15 protein-coding genes and 1 pseudogene are annotated in these 19,562 nt (G+C 39.1%); 8 read left to right on the top strand and 8 right to left on the bottom strand.

The genetic code is table 11. From position 1 onward, the window contains the following. Window positions 1–37: 37 nt before the first annotated feature. Together HHA43_RS02610 and HHA43_RS02605 are read right to left on the bottom strand one after the other, a co-directional pair. Window positions 38–916, bottom strand: coding sequence for a putative porin (locus HHA43_RS02610; protein WP_168460528.1), 879 nt, complete (start codon window positions 914–916; stop codon window positions 38–40). A 172-nt stretch (window positions 917–1,088) separates the two neighbouring features. Beyond that, window positions 1,089–1,865: a putative porin gene (locus HHA43_RS02605; protein ID WP_168460529.1), complete on the bottom strand. Its 777-nt coding sequence runs from the start codon at window positions 1,863–1,865 to the stop codon at window positions 1,089–1,091. A 445-nt stretch (window positions 1,866–2,310) separates the two neighbouring features. Between HHA43_RS02605 and prfB the strand changes: the two genes are divergently transcribed. The 5 genes from prfB to HHA43_RS02580 all read left to right on the top strand — a co-directional run bounded on the left by prfB (window position 2,311) and on the right by HHA43_RS02580 (window position 7,068). Next, a protein-coding gene (gene prfB / locus HHA43_RS02600) for a peptide chain release factor 2 (protein WP_168417714.1) occupies window positions 2,311–3,406 on the top strand; the annotation gives its coding sequence in 2 pieces (ribosomal slippage) (window positions 2,311–2,382 and window positions 2,384–3,406; 1,095 coding nt in all). A 166-nt stretch (window positions 3,407–3,572) separates the two neighbouring features. After that, window positions 3,573–3,872 carry an ArsR/SmtB family transcription factor gene (locus tag HHA43_RS02595; protein ID WP_168417728.1) on the top strand — a complete coding sequence of 100 codons (300 nt, stop codon included), beginning with the start codon at window positions 3,573–3,575 and terminating at the stop codon, window positions 3,870–3,872. A gap of 34 nt (window positions 3,873–3,906) precedes the next feature. Further along, a complete protein-coding gene (locus HHA43_RS02590; RefSeq protein WP_168460543.1) occupies window positions 3,907–4,986 on the top strand; it encodes an alkene reductase in 1,080 nt (359 codons plus the stop codon). Window positions 4,987–5,071: 85 nt separating this feature from the next. Then, window positions 5,072–6,352 carry a 3-deoxy-D-manno-octulosonic acid transferase gene (locus HHA43_RS02585; protein ID WP_168460530.1) on the top strand — a complete coding sequence of 427 codons (1,281 nt, stop codon included), beginning with the start codon at window positions 5,072–5,074 and terminating at the stop codon, window positions 6,350–6,352. Between the two features lie 2 nt (window positions 6,353–6,354). Then, complete coding sequence (locus HHA43_RS02580) at window positions 6,355–7,068, top strand: 16S rRNA (uracil(1498)-N(3))-methyltransferase (RefSeq protein WP_168417717.1); 714 nt, start codon at window positions 6,355–6,357, stop codon at window positions 7,066–7,068. On the opposite strand, the gene HHA43_RS02575 is transcribed toward HHA43_RS02580, so the two are convergent. Continuing rightward, a complete protein-coding gene (locus tag HHA43_RS02575) occupies window positions 7,042–8,028 on the bottom strand; it encodes a mechanosensitive ion channel family protein (RefSeq protein ID WP_168460532.1) in 987 nt (328 codons plus the stop codon). The two genes, HHA43_RS02580 and HHA43_RS02575, sit on opposite strands and share 27 nt — an antisense overlap. Window positions 8,029–8,508: 480 nt before the next feature. On the opposite strand from HHA43_RS02575, the gene acs reads away from it, so the two are divergent. Next, window positions 8,509–10,452: an acetate--CoA ligase gene (gene acs, locus HHA43_RS02570; protein ID WP_168460534.1), complete on the top strand. Its 1,944-nt coding sequence runs from the start codon at window positions 8,509–8,511 to the stop codon at window positions 10,450–10,452. 496 nt (window positions 10,453–10,948) lie between these two features. Here acs and HHA43_RS02565 read toward each other — a convergent pair. The 4 genes and pseudogenes from HHA43_RS02565 to HHA43_RS02550 all read right to left on the bottom strand — a co-directional run. After that, window positions 10,949–11,215: pseudogene (locus HHA43_RS02565) on the bottom strand (IS5/IS1182 family transposase); the annotation flags it as partial. 2 nt (window positions 11,216–11,217) lie between these two features. Continuing rightward, window positions 11,218–14,187 (bottom strand): site-specific integrase, encoded by a 2,970-nt coding sequence (locus tag HHA43_RS02560; RefSeq protein WP_168541669.1) that lies wholly within the window; start codon window positions 14,185–14,187, stop codon window positions 11,218–11,220. Then, entirely contained in the window at window positions 14,184–16,403 is a 2,220-nt protein-coding gene (locus tag HHA43_RS02555; RefSeq protein ID WP_168541667.1) for a hypothetical protein, read from the bottom strand. The genes HHA43_RS02560 and HHA43_RS02555 overlap by 4 nt, the downstream gene beginning before the upstream one ends. Before the next feature lie 2 nt (window positions 16,404–16,405). Further along, window positions 16,406–16,987, bottom strand: coding sequence for a hypothetical protein (locus HHA43_RS02550; protein ID WP_168541665.1), 582 nt, complete (start codon window positions 16,985–16,987; stop codon window positions 16,406–16,408). 456 nt (window positions 16,988–17,443) lie between these two features. On the opposite strand from HHA43_RS02550, the gene HHA43_RS02545 reads away from it, so the two are divergent. Together HHA43_RS02545 and HHA43_RS02540 are read left to right on the top strand one after the other, a co-directional pair. Next, complete coding sequence (locus HHA43_RS02545) at window positions 17,444–18,376, top strand: IS5-like element ISAba12 family transposase (protein WP_168541663.1); 933 nt, start codon at window positions 17,444–17,446, stop codon at window positions 18,374–18,376. Window positions 18,377–18,626: 250 nt separating this feature from the next. Then, the gene (locus HHA43_RS02540) at window positions 18,627–19,193 is read left to right on the top strand and encodes a recombinase family protein (RefSeq protein WP_168541688.1); all 567 of its coding nucleotides are present in this window, start codon (window positions 18,627–18,629) and stop codon (window positions 19,191–19,193) included. A 52-nt stretch (window positions 19,194–19,245) separates the two neighbouring features. On the opposite strand, the gene HHA43_RS02535 is transcribed toward HHA43_RS02540, so the two are convergent. Continuing rightward, complete coding sequence (locus HHA43_RS02535) at window positions 19,246–19,500, bottom strand: DUF4917 family protein (protein ID WP_168541661.1); 255 nt, start codon at window positions 19,498–19,500, stop codon at window positions 19,246–19,248. Window positions 19,501–19,562 lie beyond the last annotated feature (62 nt).

Here is a 19,562-nt window from a genome sequence, read left to right as displayed (position 1 = left end):
CACATTTGAGCGGATTTTTTGCTTTTAATTTATGGAATTAGAAGCGGAATGTACCGTTGATGCCGAATGAATCGACTTCATCAACTGTTGTGTAATTTACGCCAACTGCAATTGTTGGGGTAAAGAATTTTTGTGCACGAACGCCAAAAATAGTATCAGAATCATCAGCAGTTGAGTCTGCAATAGAAACACCTACACTTAAAGTTGGGTCGATATAAAGATCAGCGCCTAAGCGATAAGTTGTTTCATCACCAAAATAAGTTAAGCCTTCAAAGTTGGTAAAATGGTTGCCAATTTGTGTGACATATTTAGCACGTAGAGATACTACTGTATCATCTTGTAAAGTAGCTGCGTTTAAAAAATTTGTAGTGAAGCCATAATTTGCAACTTGAATTGGATCAATGTTTTCATTGGTAGCACCAACAGCCAATAATAAGCCATTAGTAGGTAAGTAACCCACTTCAAGAGCATAGCCAGTATTATCGGTCGACTCTTCCGCTCCTAGAACTTTTGCTGTTATTTCGGTATGGTTTAAGTTACCAGAAATATAGAATTGGCTATTCGGAATATAGAATTCACCGCTTATTCCAACATTATCAATATCAAGATCCGCATTAACAATAAAAGTATTTGTACCTACGAAGGAACCAAGATCAAACTCTAGATCATCTATGCTCGCATGGGCATAACCTAGACCAATATTGCTTGCTTTAGCTAAAAAAGCAGCTTCAGCTAAAGGTGCATTTTTGACTTGAACACCATTTAAATAATATTTGCCATTAATGAATAATGTATCTACGTCAGCTTCCCCATCAAAATCAGTATTTTCATAACCCCCATTGATTTCAAATTGATACGCATGAGTAGAAGTTAAACCAGCAAGAAGAGCAGTTGCAAGTGCAAGTTTTTTAAACATTATTGAGATTCCCTCTGTTATAGAAATATGACTGTTTTGTTACAGTTGTGCTGATTGTACGGAAAATAAACAGTACGTCAATGCACTATTTCTACCTAACTGCTTTATTTTAGGGCATAAAAAAGCACCCTTCCGAAGAAGAGTGCTGTTTGAATATCTAATTAGGCTAAACTTAGAAGCGATATTTTGCCGCTAAGCCAAAGCTGTTGTAGTCGTTGTTGAATTGTTCACCAAAGCCTACACGACCTTCTAAGCTCACTTGTGGAGTAAAGAATTTACGTGCACTCACACCAAACTCATCACGATCATTGATGTCGTTGCTGTAGTAATCAACACCTACGCTTAGGGTTTTATCAATGAAGTAGTCTGCAGCCAGATTGTATTCATCTAGATCACCAAATGCAGCGCCTGCTTCTAAATTGATGTCTTTACCATTAGACAACGTAGTTACATATTTGGCACGTAAAGTTGGGTCTACACCATCATCTTCATCAGTATCCCAACCTTTCACACCTGCTGCAATCAACAAGCCTGGTGCTGGTAAATAACCTACTTCTGCACCATAGGTGGTCAAGTCATTGTTTAGGTCATCATTGTTTTGTAGATCGTGACCGCTCACATTACCACTGAGGTAAAAGTCTGAGTTCGGTACAAAGTATTCAGCACCTACGCCATAAGTGTGCGCTTCAGAATCACCCACTTCGTCATATTGATATTTGGCATTTACATTGCTGGCACGGTCAAGGAACGCTGCTTCTGCCAATGGTGCATTACGAGTTTGTACAGGGTTAAAGTAATATGTACCATCTACACCAAATGAACCACTTGAGCTGCCATTGTCTGGATCAATCAGTCCTGCTGATGCACCAATTTCAGCTTGGTATGCGTTCGCAGTACCAGTGATAGCCAAAGCTGAAAGTAGGGCTGATGCGATTGCTAATTTTTTCATGGAAATTACCCCTCTGAAATCTGGTTAACAGTTAAACTTTTTGTTACAACTTTTAGTCTAGGCTAAAAAATTTCAGCGTCAATCATCAGAAAGTTACCGCATTGTTTCAGTCGTAAGTTTGTGTAATGATTCGATCTTAAGTTATTGAAATAAAAATGAAATAATTAAATGTTTTGTTTTATTAAAACTATGTAGATTTTGTGAATTTTCTAAATATTGACTATAAAATCATCAAATATGTGTCAGTTCTCCTTCAACGCTAGAGCAAATGGAAATTGCAGATCTAAATATTTCAGGCAAATTTAAGCTGAATATGCGTAGGCAATGGCCAGCTATTTATGTCTAGAAAAGTTGTGCTGGAAATAGCTGCAGTGTGGCAATGCCTGAACAGGTCTGTGCTACAATTATTGGTTATTGAGCTTCATTGTTAATTGAGAGAATTTACGTGGAAATTAATCCTTATCTAAACCAATTAAAAGACTTGAACGAACGTGGTCAAACACTACGGGGGTATCTTTGACTACGATCTGAAAAAAGAGCGTTTAGAAGAGGTTCTCCGCGAGTTGGAAGACCCTGCCATTTGGAATGATCAAAGTCGTGCTCAAGCGATGGCCAAAGAAAAAGGCGAACTTGAGAATGTGATTAATGTTCTGGAAGGTTTGGCAACCCAGTTGGAAGATGCGCAAGCCATGCTGGATTTGGCGGTTGAAGCAGATGATGAAGACTTATTGGTTGATGTGCAGTCAGAGTTGACCTCTGCTGAAGAAGAGCTGGCCAAATTAGAATTCCGTCGTATGTTCAGCAACCCAATGGATCCAAATCCGTGTTATGTCGAAATTCAGGCGGGTTCAGGCGGTACAGAAGCGCAGGACTGGGCATCTATGTTGCTGCGTATGTATATGCGCTGGATTGAACGTCATGGCTTTAAAGCAGAATTGATGGAAGAGTCAGATGGTGATGTGGCAGGGATTAAATCTGCAACAATTCGTGTAGAAGGCGAGTATGCCTATGGTTGGTTGCGTACTGAATCGGGCGTACATCGTCTAGTGCGTAAGTCACCATTTGACTCGGGTAACCGTCGTCATACGTCATTCTCTGCGGTGTTTGTTTCACCAGAAGTGGATGACAACATTGAAATTGATATTAACCCTGCCGATGTTCGTACTGATACTTACCGTGCTTCAGGTGCGGGTGGTCAGCACATTAACAAAACCGACTCTGCGGTACGTTTAACCCACGCACCAACAGGTATTGTGGTGGCTTGTCAGAACCAGCGTTCGCAACACGCCAACCGTGACCACGCATGGAAACAGTTACGTGCCAAGTTATACGAACTGGAAATGAGCAAACGTAATGAGGCGGCTCAAGCACTGGAAGACTCGAAGTCAGATATTGGTTGGGGCAGCCAAATTCGTTCTTATGTATTGGATGACTCGCGGATTAAAGACTTGCGTACAGGGGTGGAAACCTCAAATACGGGTGCAGTTTTAGATGGTGATTTAGACAAATTTATTGAAGCCAGTTTGAAACAAGGCCTGTAAGTTTAAATTTACAGGACCCAATAAGTCTGCCCAATTCGGTTGATCTGCTTAAATTGTTTAAACAATTTGTATAAATCGTAAAAAAGCGATATTAATATCGAAAAAATACGATATATTAAAGGCAGCTGCTGAATTGGGCTTATATTTACGAATATGTGTCTGAATGATGGATGTCGATTTAATATTTAAAGCCTTAGCCAATCCTACCCGTCGGCAAATTTTAGAATGGTTAAAAGCACCAGACCAATTTTTGTCGGTAGAAGAGTGTGGCGACTTTAAGCGTGGCGTATGTGCAGGACACATTGAGCGTTTGGGCAAGGTGTCGCAATCGACCATGTCAAATCATTTATCGGTACTGCAACAGGCAGGCCTTATTCGTGCAGAAAAGTATGGGCAATGGTCGTATTTTTCTCGTAATGAAGCACTAATTCAGCAATACATCGAATATTTAAAACACTCACTCTAAACAGTCGCATGTTGTAGTGAGTCATGAGGCAATGATGGCTGAATTAAACTCTCCTTTGGTTTTGGGTGATCTTCATCTTAAAAACCGTGTAGTGATGGCACCTTTAACCCGCAGTCGTGCCAGCGATGACCGTGTACCTACGCCAATGATGGCGGAATATTATGCACAGCGAGCCAGCGCAGGCTTAATTATTTCAGAAGCAACGGTGATTTCTGAAGAAGCCAATGGCTATTTCAATACCCCAGGTCTATTTACAGATGCACAAGTACAAGGCTGGAAATTGGTTACCGATGCGGTGCATGCCAAAGATGGTCTGATTGTCGCGCAATTGTGGCATGTGGGGCGGGTATCCCATCCTGATTTGCTGAAGGGTGAAACACCTGTTTCGGCAAGTGCTGTGCAACAAGCTGGTCATGTCAGTTTGTTACGTCCAAAGCGTCCTTATGTATTACCACGTGCTTTGGAAATTTCAGAAATTCATGCCATTACCGAGCAATATAAACAAGCCGCGATCCGTGCCAAAGAGGCTGGTTTTGATGGTGTAGAGCTGCATGCGGCCAATGGTTACCTGATTGACCAATTCCTACAAAGTAAAACCAACCAACGTGAAGATGAATATGGCGGTGCTGTGGAAAATCGCGCACGTTTCTTGTTGGAAGTTGTAGATGCCTTGATAGAAGTATGGGGCGCAGGTCGTGTCGGTGTGCATTTAGCACCACGTGGCGATGAACATGACATGGGGGATGATGATCCACGTGAAACCTTTGGCTATGTGATGCAGCAATTGGGTCAGCGCAAAATCGCCTTTTTCTTTACCCGTGAATATTTGGCTGAAGACAGCATTTCCGAAGAAATGAAAGCACGTTCAGGCGGTGTGCCATACATTGCCAACATGCGTTTAAGCCGTGCCGATGCGGTGGAATTATTGGCATCAGGCAAGGCCGATGCAGTGTCGTTTGGTAAGGCTTATATTGCTAACCCAGACTTATATGAGCGTTTACTGGCAGATGCTCCTTTAAATGAACTCAAACTGGAAACTATGATTGGTACTGCTGTTGCAGAAGGCTATATCGATTATCCAACTTTGGCTGAAACACAACAATCTGTAGAATAAAAGCCCGTACAGCGCCACATACGATTAACATGCGTGTGTGGCTCTGTTATATTTTGCCGACAGTCTTTCTTTTGGGGCGCATCTTTTGGCTACTCCATTTTGGTATAACGCAGCTTTAACCCTGCTAAAACCGATTTATCAGTCACGTATTCGTAAACGTGCCGAACATCCTGAGCAATTACAACAAGAACTGCTTGAGCGTTTTGGCCCATTTCAGCCCGCTAAAAATTTACATGCCATTTGGTTTCATGTGGTGTCGGTAGGTGAAACCAATGCTGCACAACCATTAATTGAATATTATTTAAAAGCAGGTCACCCTGTTTTAGTCACCAATACCACCAAAACGGGACAGGCTCGTGCCAAGTCTTTATTTTTAAAAGCACCCTATTTAAATTTATTTCAGGCCGTGTATTTACCTGCCGATCAGGTGCATTTAATTCGTGAGTTTTATCAAAAATATCAGCCTAAATTATTGGCCTTGGTCGAAACAGAATTATGGCCAAATTTGATTGATCAGGCGCAGCATTTTCAAGTGCCATGTTTACTGATTAATGCACGACTTTCAGAAAAATCGGCCAAAGGCTATGCCAAAGTTAAAGGCCTGACACGTGGCATGTTGCAGGGGTTGCAACAACTTTTGGCACAAGACCTTGCTACACAACAACGTTTTGTGGCTTTGGGTATGCCCGAAGCACGTACGCAGGTGTTGGGTAATCTTAAATTTGACATTACTGCACCTGAGCATTTTGTGCAGCAGGCAGCACAGCTACAGCAAGAATGGCAATTGGCACAGCGTAAAATTGTGGTGCTGGCCAGTACCCATGCACCCGAAGAACAACAATTATTGACTGCTTTAAAACCGTACTTTGAGCAACATCCCGAATTATTGTGCATTGTTGCACCACGTCATCCAGAGCGTTTTGATGAAGTTGCACAATTGGGACAAAGGCTGCAACTTAATATGCAGCGTCGTAGTTTGGGTGAAGGTATCCAAGCAAATACACAGCTATATTTAGCCGACAGTATGGGTGAAATGTGGCTGTGGTATGCCATGAGTCAGGCTTGCTATGTGGGCGGTTCATTGAATGAACCTGGCGGTGGTCATAATATTTTAGAGCCTTTGGCTTTAAATGTAGCCACCGTATTGGGTAAAAATTATTTTAACTTCCAAAGCATGGTGGATGAGTTTGTTGCGGCAGAAGCGGTGTACGTGGTTGATGATGCAGCACAAGCTGTGAAAACCTTGACTCAACTGTTATTTGAACCAGCATTACGTGCACAATTGAATCAGAATGCCCAAGTGATTATGTATAAAAATCGTGGTGCACTACGTGAGCATATTCAGGTCATGGATCAGTATTTGTAAGCATGAATATTGTATTACTTGGCCCGCGACAGACTACCAATGAAATATGGTCAATTACAGCACAGCGACAGCTGCAGCATTTGCATACGCATGTCGGTGTACAAGTCGGTGACACCTTAAAAGTCGGGATTCGTGGTGGCAAGCGTTATTTGACTGAAGTGGTGGAAGTCAGTGAGCAGCGGATTCAGGTCAAAGCCTTACATGAAGAAGCTGTACCTCAAAAATTACCCGTGACCCTGATTGTGGCCTTACCACGACCAAAAGTGCTGCGCCGTTTAATTATGGACAGCGTGACATTAGGTGTGGAAAAAATCATTTTACTGCACAGCTATCGGGTTGATAAAAGCTATTGGCAAACGCCATTTTTACAGCAGTTGGATCAATATATCACTTTAGGTTTAGAACAAGCGGGCGATACCATTGCGCCTGACATTCAGTGCTATAAACGCTTTAAACCCTTTGTGGAAGATGTTTTGCCTAATTTGATCTCTGCAGATTGTCCTGCATACGTGGCGCATCCTTATACTGAACTGGCAATGCCGAACACCATTCAACATCCTTGTAGTATTGTGATTGGCCCAGAAGGCGGCTTTATTCCTTATGAAATTGATTTACTCGAAAAAAACGGCTGCCAAGCACGACACTTGGGCAACCGTATTATTCGGACTGAAACCGTGATTGCCTATGTATTAGGGCGTTTGTTTGGCTCGGTTTGAATCTTCTTCAAGCAATGCCGTTTCACCTCGATACACTTTCACTTCCTGTACTGGGTAAGGAATGGAAATGTGATGCTCGGCAAAGGCCGCAATGACACGCTCCTGCACCTCACTAATGGAAGCCGATGTGGTGGTTTCGGTGGTATTGACCCACCAGCGCACATTTAAATTGATGGAAAAATCGGCCAATGCAGTGACATTCACACTAAAGGCAGGCTGACTTAAAATTTTGATGTCGCGGTCTAAAATGGCCAAAATAATCTGTTTGGCTTTTTGTACGTCATCTTCATAACCAATACCCACCACGAACTCGCAACGACGACGGGTATACGCAGTATTTACAGTCACGGCACTGGTATAGACCGTGGCATTTGGAATCACGATGCGACGGCCATCGGGAGAGCGCAAAAAGGTTGCACGAATCTGAATATCTTCCACCGTGCCTTCCATATTATTGACGATGATGTCATCGCCAATTTTAAAAGGCTCACCAATCAAAATCAGTACACCCGACAATAAGTTCTGAAAGATATCCTTAAAAGCAAAACCAATCGCTACAGAGCCTAATCCCAAAGCACTCATGAGCTGACTTGGGGTAAAGCCAGGAATGGCAATCACCATCGCAATTAAAAAACCAAAAAAGACAATGGCAGAGCTACCGACCCGATTTAACACCAAGACCAAATTTTGTCGGGTATAGGAGCGATTAGACAGTGTTTTACGGACAAACCATTTAAATACACGGGCAATTAACCAAAACAAAATCAGTACCACTGCAGCTATACATAAATACGGCGCCCGCTCCCAAAAGCCATCCATAATTTTGTCGATAGTGGAGTAGGCGTCGTTGTACTTGGCCGTATGATTAATCACGGTTTGCGTGGTTTTTTCAGTGGCTTCATGCAACAGTTGACTGGTGTTTTCAGACACTTCACTTAACGAGGGCTTGGATTCTGCCACGGTGATTCCGAACTCAAAATAGAGAGGCTATTTTGCCTGAAAAAATGGCTTTGGTTAATCCGCTGTTACGCACTTGGCAATCTTTTAGACAAGATGATGACATTTTAGCTGAGATGTACTGCATGCTGTGTTTTTTACTTTTTATCGTGATTACGCTAAAAAATATTGATCCTTTTGCGTGTTGATGTTTGCAATATGCTGCGTAAAAAAATGTGAAGATGTAGCGTCGTTGAGCGTAAATTTCTTTAAAAATCATGCAATCCGCTGTAGAGTGGAATGAAAACACCGCAGTATGTAGGCAGCATTTTCGGTATCAATCAGAACAGTCAGAAGTTCTGAAATCTTGTATAAATTTTATGCGACTAAAGCCGAATAGTAGGCTGTAAAACAGTCAGTTCATACTGTAAATGTGCAGAAATAATAATCAATAACGTGGCATACATCTCGTGATGAGATGCAAGAACATCAAGGAAGTAGCAGATGAAAGACGTATATCCTGTTCCAGATGAATTTAAAAAGACTGCCCGTACCACTGAGGCAGAATATTTCCAACGCTATCAACAATCTATAGAGGATCCAGATGCCTACTGGGCTGAACAAGCTCGACGTTTGGATTGGATCAAGCCTTTTACGCAAGTCAAAAACACCAACTTTGACCCCGAACATTTCAACATAGAATGGTTTGCCGATGGACAGCTCAATGTCAGTGCCAATTGTTTAGACCGTCATTTAAAAGAGCACCCTTATAAACCTGCCATTATTTGGGAGGGTGATCATCCATCTCGTCATAAAGTAATTTCTTTTGCTTCACTGCATGATGAAACCTGCCGTTTTGCCAATGTGCTGAAAAAGAATGGTGTACAAAAAGGTGACCGAGTGGTGCTGTATATGCCTATGGTGTCGGAAGCTGCGATTGCAATGCTGGCCTGTGCACGAATTGGTGCGGTGCATTGTGTGGTTTTTGGTGGTTTTTCACCCGATGCCTTAGCCAGCCGAATTGAAGACTGTCAGGCCAAGTTAATTGTGACTGCAGACTCCGCCATGCGTGGTGGCAAACCGATTTATTTAAAAGCCAATGTGGATGAAGCGCTGAACATTGCAGGTACTGAATGTGTGCAGAATGTGATTGTGGTGCATCGTACAGGCAACCCGATTCAGATGCAGCCTGAACGCGACTTGTGGTATCACATGGAAATTATGTCGGTGAATGACAATTGCCCGCCAGAACCGATGAATGCTGAAGACCCGCTATTTATTTTATATACCTCGGGTTCCACAGGAAAACCCAAAGGAGTTTTACATACCACAGGTGGTTATTTAACCTATGTGAACAGCACCTTCAGAGAAGTATTTGATCTGAAACAGGATGATGTGTTCTGGTGTACCGCAGACGTGGGCTGGATTACAGGACATTCTTATGTTTTGTATGGCCCCTTATCGAATGGGACATCCACTGTGATGTTTGAAGGGGTACCCCAATACCCAAGTTGGGCGCGTACAGGACATATTGTCGATAAGCACAACATCACCATTTTATATACAGCACCGACTGCCATTCGAGCCATGATGCGGGAGGGAGACCGTTTTGTACGTGAAAGTGACCGCAGCAGTTTGCGTTTATTGGGTTCCGTTGGTGAGCCGATTAATCCTGAAGCTTGGAACTGGTATTACAACGTGGTGGGTGAAGGTCGTTGCCCAATTGTAGATACATGGTGGCAAACCGAAACAGGCGGTATTTTAATTTCAGCATTGCCTGGTGCAACCCCGCTTAAACCGGGTTCGGCAACCCGACCATTATTTGGGGTACAACCCGCAATTGTGGATGCAGACGGCAATGAACTAGAAGGTGCAACAGAAGGTAATTTAATTATTAAAGATTCATGGCCAGGGCAAATGCGCAGTATTTGGGGTGATCCTGCACGTTTTATTGAAGCATATTTTTCGACCTATCCCGGTGCGTATTTCACAGGAGATGGCGCACGCCGTGATGAAGATGGATATTACTGGATCACAGGACGTGTGGATGATGTCTTGAATATATCAGGGCACCGTTTAGGAACGGCAGAAATTGAAAGTGCTTTGGTGGCACATGAAGCGGTGGCTGAGGCAGCAGTGGTGGGAATGCCACATGACATTAAGGGGCAGGGAATTTGTACCTTTGTGACCTTACAAGCAGGAATAGCAGAGTCGGAACAGTTACGTGACGAGCTGGTGCATTGGGTGCGTAAAATTTTAGGGCCAGTGGCAACACCAGATGCTTTGCATTGGGCACCTGCTTTGCCTAAAACCCGTTCAGGTAAAATTATGCGCCGTATTTTACGAAAAATCGCTGCAAATGAATTGGATAGTTTGGGAGACACTTCCACCTTGGCTGAGCCGCAAGTGGTTGAACATTTGATTACTACGGTGTATGGGGAGAGGTGAGGGAGTATTTTTAATAAATTGAGATCATTAAAAAAAGCCTCAATCTTTCGATTGAGGCTTTTAAAATCTGGAGCGGGAAACGAGACTCGAACTCGCGACCCCAACCTTGGCAAGGTTAACGAGATTTTTTACATTAATTTATATTCAATCTATCTATTTGATATTAATATATTTTAAAGGATAAATATGAGGTGAAATTCGATATGGATTTTAGTGATATGAGATCATTTTGGTCACAAATTTTGGAAAAAAACTGTATCAAAAGTCACATATATTTGATTATAGAAGTATTGAATTTAAAATAAAAATTTATCGATTGGTAAAAATATCTTAAAATGTCTAGCTAAAATATAAATACAGTGGACATGGATTTTATAATCAAAGATCTTTCTATGGAAATATAGAAAGAATTTATATTGATATTTCAATTTTTGGTAATATTCTGGCTATGTTGCACAAAGATTTGAAATGCAAAGCACCCCTAATTGAGCCAAATTTAAGGCATAACTTGGGTAAGTGGTAGACCGAATTCCGTAAATCTGTTGAGGACTGCTACACGTGCATGAATCTCATTGACTTGGCTATCAAAACGCCTTGCACTGAGTTTATCTCCTAATAATTTAATGCAGTGCATCTTAGTTTCAACCAAAGTTCGCCGATGATAGCCTGACCATTTTTTCCATAGTGCCCTGCCTAAACGTTTAACTGTTCGAAGTAATTCATTTCGCTCTAGCGAGCTGCTCTTTGTATCTTTCCATGGTTGAATCACATATCCGATTTGATAAAAACAATGATTAACAACATCACAAGTTTAAATACGCCTAAAGCCTTACCCTCTGATATTTTGAATGAAAAGCTAATATTTTTACTATCCTCTGACATCGTGAAGTTTTTCGAGGTTAAATTTAAGTCTGATAAGACATGTCCAAGCTCTTGTTTTACTTTCGAAGAAAGTTCCAAGTGAATATATTTTTTGGGAAATAAGTCATTAATGAATGAGAGAAATTTTTTCAATTGACGCTTTTCATTCACTGCGAATTTAAACTCTGAGGAGTTGGATTGCACCTTTTCAAGATAAATTTCGATAATCTGCATTAACTCTTTTTTATGATTTTTATATGCAATTACATAGTTATTTTCTGCATAACCAATGAGCTGTTGCTCAATCTCATTAGTGGGCAAGCTGGTAATTAGTGCATTAGGGTGCTTTCGCAAGAAGTCAGTGGTAAATAACTTAGATGATTTTTTTTGATTGATAACGGTCATTTTAAGCTGAGTTGCTGTATCACGAATTTTTTGTGCAACTTGTAGAGGAATAGTTTCAGGTAAAAGCAAATGATCTTCATGCGTAGTATGAAGCATGTGGTGTAAAAGCTTGAATGTAAGATCAGAATCATTTGCCCCAAGCATAAGTGTATTGGGGGTAGATACTTCTAACTCCTTATAATTATGATCATGTTGTTTATATGGGTGAAGCGTTAACTGCTGATAGAGAAAATTGTGAATTGCTCTTTGCTGTGCGGGCAATAAAGTATTATTTTTACAGTGGAGTATGTTGAAATAAGCCTCTTTTTTCAGAGGCGTATGCATTTGATTGAGTTGATAAGTGATCGCTAAGTGTGCAAGATGCAGGTAGCTGGAGCAGGTGGTTGATGGTGTTAAGTGCCCAGCTAAATGTGCTAATGCGTACCAAGTTTGTTGTGTGTTGCCATGCCTTAATAAAGCATAACGAATTGCCATTTGTTCGCTAGCGGAATAATCAGTAAAGTGATTTGCAAGGTCCGATTCAGCAAGGATGAGATAGAGATGGTTAATTGCTGAATGTCTGAGGCTATGGTAAGTGCAACGGTGCTCGGGATATATAGAATCTAATAATGTCTTTAATAGTTCATTGACTTCATTTTCATGGGGTTCTTTAAAATTCTGTTTTATAAATAACGGTTGTTTCAAGGAATATTTATTTTCTAAAAGCTCACGCTTACGATTTTTAATATACGTCATTAATGATTCAAGTTCTTCGGGTTTTAGAAGATGGTGTAACGGAATCTTTCGGTATGCGGAATAGCTCTTTTGATTTTTATTGCGATGGTTTCGGATACATAAAGTGAGTTGATCTGCATTTATTTGAAAATCATTAACGAAAATATTCAACGTCTCATTTATCCGCAATCCAACTCTAAATCCAAGGGTAAAAATATACTTAAACATCGCCTTATCTAAACGATGGAGTTCAGGCATAGATTTGAGGGCTTGAAGCGCTTGATGAAAAAGATGGGGAGAAACGAGATCTGTTTTACAAACTTTAATGGTCAGCAAATTTTCTAAATTGACTTCAGGCACATTAAAAAGTAAGACTTGCTTATGATGAAATTCACTTAAACGTTTTTGAGTATTTGAGCGAGTTTGTTCTGCTTTTAACTCTAAAATTTCAGCGTAAAGTTCTTCATAATCTGAAGCGGTGAATGCATCAATATCTTTATCTTGTGTTAAATAAAGCCAGTGAAAGACAAATTGCGAGAAAAAGGTATTCAGTGAGCTTGGTTTAAGAGGCTGAAAGTCTGACTTGATTAATGTTCTCGAAAGTCTATTTTTACTGTATATAATTTCATTCAGTTTGGCTAACTGATTGCTATTTAACCGAGAACGAATGATAGCCCAAAAGACAATACGTTCCATTGAAGGTGAAAGTTCACGCGCATAAAGTTCAATGAGCTTTTGAACATAATCATCTGTACGAAGAATGGTTCGAATATCTTTTAAAAAGCTTGCTAGCCCACTTTCTATATCGCCTTTAATACTACGTTCATTTTGTTCTAGGACTTTATATAGAGATCTTGTTGCAAAGGTATCAAATTGATGAAAGTAAACGGCTAGTTGGTTTTTGAGTGGGCTCGAACTTGGAATTTCATGTTTTAATAATCCTATGGACATTTGGTCAAGCTGAGCGTTTTCCAAAAATTGTGTGTAATAAAAAGCATATTTAATCAGCTCTTTATATCGAATTTTTACATCAGGCAAATATGTACGAATACAGTCGTTGATAATGTGTTCTGGGTCTAATGCTTGTGTAAACAAATCTTTTTCAAATTGGTTAAGTCTAAATAACCAGCATTTCACAATATCGTGTATGACGATGGTTTTTGTGTAAGTTGTACTGTAGTTAGGATGATCAATTTTTTTATTGCCGTACTGAGAGTTCGGTATTTCAAGACTAATGAGATGGTCTTTAGTATCTAAAAAAGAGTCAAAATATTTTGTGGTTTCAATGATCTGTGAGAATCTTCTTAGCTCTTTTTCGTTCCAAATGCCGTTGAAAAGAATAGCGCTTATTAATGCAAATGCATGACAATGTTCAGGGTTCTCAATGGGGGTTGTCTGCCAAAGGTGAGTTAATTGTTTTGCAAATATGATGATAGCTTTGCCATGCTTGATGGTTTCGATGCTTTGAAGCGGTATATTAGATTCATAGATTACAGGTGTGCTGGGAACTGGATAATCTGTACCATTGGCATGATTGAAACGTTTGATATATTTAGCTAAATGTAAACGGTCAATACGATAGTTTTTTAAATTTGAACCTGCTTTTTCTAACAATTTTTGGTCGATTTCATTGCAAATGGTTTGAAAGTCCTTTGTTTTAACATCTTCGAATTTTTCCGAGAATAATGTAAGCAGTGATTTAATTTTCGCATTATTTTTTTGTTTGCGACGCAGGCTATGTGGATGATTACTCATATGAAAGCAACCTCATTCAAGTCAGACATACCATTTAAGTTTAATATTGCGACTAATTTATCCTGAGCCTTTCTGATTTGATTCAAGCTAGTTGGCTTAAAGCTAGAATATTGATCAAAAAGACCCTGCATATTTTCATCATGTCCAAAAATGGATTTGAGAATGTCTTCATCACAAAACTGTGCAAAGAAATAACGACAAAAATGTCTGGTCCAATTTTTTTGAAAATCTAAGTTCTCATAAATATCCTGTAGATCAGAAAGCTTTAATGACCTTAATTTATCTTTATCCTTGAACAGGAGAATAGGAGTTTGCCCATTCAGAACATCATCAATGGGTCGGGTATAATCAGAAGGGTAGAGTATTTGAGTTAAGGTCTTAAATTTTTTTAAGAATGCCAAATAATGCTGTATTTCTGCTTTAAGAAAATCATTAAAAGGAATACATCGACCAATCGTGCTGGTGTAACGTTGCTCTTTATCTGCAACTCCCATCATCTGCATTTCAAAATCAATATATTCTAAATTAGGGGGGAAGGAGTGACTTGGTCGAGCGGAAGTGATGATCATGCAGATGTGCCATAACCAAATAGAATAATGATTTAGGCGAACAAATGGGTCAGTGGCTTGTCGAACACAGCGGTCCAGTTCATTAAAGAATACTTGAGTGAATGCAACATCTGGGGATTGTTGACTTCCGAAAGAGATTGGACTGCTAAACTTATGTATGTAATTCGTTTCAAAAGTAGGGGTAATTAATTTTAAAGTTTGTTCATAGCTATCAAGTAAGTCTACGATTTGGGTAGAAAAATAATGGCCGGGTATATAGTGCCGAATACTCGTACCAGCCAATAATTTACTCTCTAGTTCGTAACCAAGTTCATTTAAAGTGATATCACTTATTAAGCGTGGAAGATTTTCTGCCGTTAAGTTAAATGTTAAATCCTGAGCAATCCTTCTTAAATATTCTTGCAGATCCGATTCAATATCAGCCATATCCCATTTTTTTAGCTGAATGAGTGTTGAGTAATATGATTGAGGCAAAGGAATAGTGTAGCTGTTTGTAGTATTCAGCTTATGTTCTTTGAGCTTAAGCTGTTTGCTTTTAAAAGTAGAAACGTCAAATGATTGCTTAAAGTAACATTCAAATTTATTCAAATATAATTTTTTCGTGTGATTGGATTCACATGGCTGATTGCTAAAGCTCAAAATGTCTTCATAGTGTGTGAGACTCAGTACTGAAAATAATAATAAACTATGAATAGGTGAGCCTGAGGCTTTTTCAAGTATGCGTTGCATAATGATCTGAGCAGTCAAAAGATCAAAAACACGCGGATTTGATTTACTCATCAAATTATTTTTTTGTTGGTGTTGCGCTTGTGCCTTTAATTTGATTTTTTGGAAAGCTACGGAATTTTTCTCTTTTTCATCAAAGTTAAAGCCATGATCTTGAAGTGTAGATTGTTCCTGATCCTCGATATCATAAGTATCTTCATTACTGCGAAAAGTAGTGAGCAGTAAAACTTCATCATCAAATGACATTTTTTTATGTCTGTAGGCGGGTTGATCAATTGACTTAGAGTACCTTCTTGTTTGATTAGAATGTGTACGTTGTCTCTTTTGCTGTGTAACGATAAAGTTATACGCATTTTTAATGACGCTTAAACGATTGATATCTTCTTCGGACAGACTTGGTAATGAGCGTTTGAATAGATCTTTATTTTTGCCAATTATAGCATCGAGCTGATCTACAAGAACTTGAGGATCTGATGGAACGACAGATAATGTTTCATACAGCTTATTTCTATTACTATTAGCCAAACGAAAACATCTACATATATCGCAAATAGTGCTTGTATATTTTTCGATGATCTCATTGAAATTGTTTTCTGTTATGTTCTCTGTTTGAGCAATAGACTCAAAACAATGAATATTGAAAATCGCCCATTTCAAGGCAATGAGTTTATTCTTTGAGGACACATTAAATAGCGAAAACAAATAATGAACCAAAGGTAATTTAATTTTTGTTTTCTTGAGCTCATTCTTCTGCATTAACTCTACAAGTAAATTTATATCATTAGGTTCTGTCAAAACTTCTAAGTGAATATAATCTTCTATACTTTGAGTATTTATTTGAGCCAGTTTGGTATAAAAATCCTTAAAGGGTTCTAAATCAACTTTCTCGTAATTTAGATAGGCATGTCCAATCATATTCATGCTCATTGATCCTTTAACACATTGAGTATGTTGTCTAATGAAAAATGCACACTTGATTGGTTTTTTGACAAGCTAGCAGGACTTTGTCTTATTGAAAGCTTTGTAATTTCTCTTAGGATATCCAGGGAGAGTTCACGGTGCCCAAACACGTCATTTAATTGTTGAGCGGTGTAATTTTGATTCAAAGATCTTGCGATAACATCAAGTTTTAAAAGAAAATTAAACTGTCTTGACTCTAGTAAATTTAAAACTTCACGCAGTGATGAAAGAATGTTTTCATAATGTTTAAAGTCTTGATAAGCCTTAAATTTAAATTTTTGCGATGGGTTGTAGAAGTAGCCGTATATGCCAGCGAAATGACTATTAAATAAATACGTATCTTCATTATCTGTAGTGATAATGGGGATCTCACATTTCGCATCTGACAATAGTTTAAAAGTGAACTCACGTTGTTGAATCTCAAGCTGTGAAAACAGCGCATGCCAACACACAAAAGCATGGATGCTTTGCGGATAGCAATATAAATTCAGGTTTTTGGATGACACCCGAAATGTTTTAAGTACTTTATTCGTTGAATTTGTCATGAGCAAAACCCAATTTTAAGACTGCTTTAAGATGACTTTGTTCTTTGGTTGGTCGTATTTTGTGAATTTATTTTTAATATATGCAGGAATTTTTTTAATGTAAATAGTTTTTTATAGTTTTATTTAATTTTTATTGCATTTATTCTTTTTAAAAAATACGTTTATTGGGGTTCTTTGGTAGCATAATACCCATGCCTCAATGGTATTATAATACTCATGGCTTTAACTATTATTACTGCCCATAACTTTTTATTATGAGCAGTGATATTTTTATATGAATTAATTAAGTCATTGTTTTTTGAATTGTTGTGAGAATTAAAAAATGCATGTGATTGATTATATGAAGCAGAGGAATCTCATAAATATGCAGGTTTTTTGAATTTTTATTCTGTATATCAAGATGGCTTTGTTGCACAAACCTATCTGTAAAGGGTTTTTCAGCGATATAATTTTCAAATGAAGAAGCCTACACACAAAATCTACCGCACAACCAATTGGCCCGCATATAACCGAGCACTCATGAGTCGCGGAAATATTGCCATTTGGTTTGATCCTGCTACGCAATGGTATGCGCCATCAAAAGGCAAACAAGGGCGAAATCAAACCTACTCCGACGCAGCCATCCAATGCTGCTTAATGATTAAATCCTTATTCCGTCTGTCTTTACGTATGGTCACTGGCTTTGTGCAAAGTCTGATTAAACTTTGCGGATTAAATTGGATAGCTCCAGATTACACCACGCTTTGTAGAAGACAAAAGCATATTGATATTGTAATCAGCTACCAAAAAAGTAGCGATGGGCTGCATCTACTCATGGACTCTACAGGCATGAAGTTTCTAGGTGAGGGCGAATGGAAACGCAAGAAACATGGACCTGAATATCGTCGCCAATGGCGTAAACTTCATATTGGTATAGATGCTAAAACCCTACAAATACGAGCAGTTCAGCTTACAACCAATAATGTCAGTGATTCACAGGTGCTTGGTGATTTACTTAATCAGATTCCACAAGATGAGCAGATTAACTCTGTTTATACCGATGGAGCTTATGACACCAAGCAATGCCGTCAGGTCATTGCAGATCGGCAAGCGCATGCGGTGATTCCACCTAGAAAAAATGCGAAACCATGGAAAGATACAAAGAGTAGCTCGCTAGAGCGAAATGAATTACTTCGAACAATTAAACGTTTAGGCAGGACACTATGGAAAAAATGGTCAGGCTATCATCGTCGAAGTTTGGTTGAAACTAAGATGCATTGCATCAAATTATTAGGAGATAAACTCAGTGCAAGGCGTTTTGATAGCCAAGTGAATGAGATCCATGCACGTGTAGCAGTCCTTAACAGATTTACGGAATTAGGTCGACCACTTACCCAAGTTACGCCTTAAATTTGGCTCAATTAGGGGCGCTTTGCATTTCAAATCTTTGTGCAACAAAGCCATGTCGAGTTACGATAGGAAGTCACTCATTTTCAACATATTATTACTGTATATTTAGGGTATACCCTAAAGTAACACAGACAACGCCCTGAAGTTTATGTCTCATTTAAATAAATTTTGTCCATACGTTACATGTAACTTTGAAATATAATATTCATTATTTACAATAAGCAGAAATAAGCATTTGGTAGAAGGCATGATGAAAGGTCATAAGGTGGGATATGTCAGAGTCAGCTCTGTTGACCAGAATATTGGACGACAACTTGAAGGAGTCGAAGTCGACAGGGTTTTTATCGATAAGGCCTCTGGAAAAAATACTGCCCGTCCGAAATTTCAGGAAATGCTCAGCTATGTTCGTGAAGGAGACATGATCGTCGTGCACTCTATGGATCGTTTCGCTCGAAGTCTGAAAGATTTAGTTACTGAAGTTGATCAGCTCATAAAGAGGGGAGTCGCCATCCAGTTTGTCAAAGAAAATATTACTTTCACGGCCCAGGCCACTCCGATGGATAACCTGATGTTGCAGCTTATGGGCGCTTTTGCTCAATTCGAGCGGGAAATTATCTTGGAACGCCAAAAAGAGGGGATTAAGCTTGCAGCGGCTCAAGGGAAATATAAAGGTCGTGTCCATAAATTGAACACTGAGCAGGCTGAGGCTTTACGACAAGCCTGGAAAGAAGGACTGTATTCCTCCAAAGTTGCTCTGGCAAAAGCATTTGGTATCAGCCGGCAAGCTGTTTATCGATATTTACAAATAATTAATTAATCATTCTCTATAATTTGGACTAATATGTGCGTATAAAATCAGTGACTATTCTTTAAGCCCAAATAGGAGCAGACTCAGCTTTATAAAATTCAATGTTTATTTTTTTAGTGTCTATAAATCGGTGGGCATTAGCAATTGTTGTTTTATTAGAGTCTGAGTATTGATCACCAAATATACTGATATAAATATTTTCAACTTCACTCTTATTAATTTGATCGAAAATATGTTGATCATTTTCAGCCATTGAATGCCCATGAATAAACAAAGAACCTTTTATTTTTTTTAATTTTTTCTCTGTACACGACAAATTTCACAGAACCCTTATCCTATCAGGATTCTGCTTTCTTAAAATTGCCAAAATTTCCTTAA

Origin of the sequence: Acinetobacter sp. A2 (genome assembly GCF_012371325.1) — a bacterium.
Classification (GTDB): Bacteria; Pseudomonadota; Gammaproteobacteria; order Pseudomonadales; family Moraxellaceae; genus Acinetobacter.
This window is presented reverse-complemented; position numbering and strand designations above follow the sequence as displayed.

Coding starts and splice junctions, on each gene's coding strand:
- HHA43_RS02545 (WP_168541663.1), top strand. CDS start 17,444: ATGAAGAAGCCTACACACAAAATCTACCGCACAACCAATTGGCCCGCA.
- HHA43_RS02540 (WP_168541688.1), top strand. CDS start 18,627: ATGAAAGGTCATAAGGTGGGATATGTCAGAGTCAGCTCTGTTGACCAG.
- HHA43_RS02580 (WP_168417717.1), top strand. CDS start 6,355: ATGAATATTGTATTACTTGGCCCGCGACAGACTACCAATGAAATATGG.
- HHA43_RS02595 (WP_168417728.1), top strand. CDS start 3,573: ATGGATGTCGATTTAATATTTAAAGCCTTAGCCAATCCTACCCGTCGG.
- HHA43_RS02555 (WP_168541667.1), bottom strand. CDS start 16,403: ATGAATATGATTGGACATGCCTATCTAAATTACGAGAAAGTTGATTTA.
- HHA43_RS02605 (WP_168460529.1), bottom strand. CDS start 1,865: ATGAAAAAATTAGCAATCGCATCAGCCCTACTTTCAGCTTTGGCTATC.
- HHA43_RS02590 (WP_168460543.1), top strand. CDS start 3,907: ATGGCTGAATTAAACTCTCCTTTGGTTTTGGGTGATCTTCATCTTAAA.
- HHA43_RS02610 (WP_168460528.1), bottom strand. CDS start 916: ATGTTTAAAAAACTTGCACTTGCAACTGCTCTTCTTGCTGGTTTAACT.
- HHA43_RS02560 (WP_168541669.1), bottom strand. CDS start 14,187: ATGAGTAATCATCCACATAGCCTGCGTCGCAAACAAAAAAATAATGCG.
- HHA43_RS02550 (WP_168541665.1), bottom strand. CDS start 16,987: ATGACAAATTCAACGAATAAAGTACTTAAAACATTTCGGGTGTCATCC.
- acs (WP_168460534.1), top strand. CDS start 8,509: ATGAAAGACGTATATCCTGTTCCAGATGAATTTAAAAAGACTGCCCGT.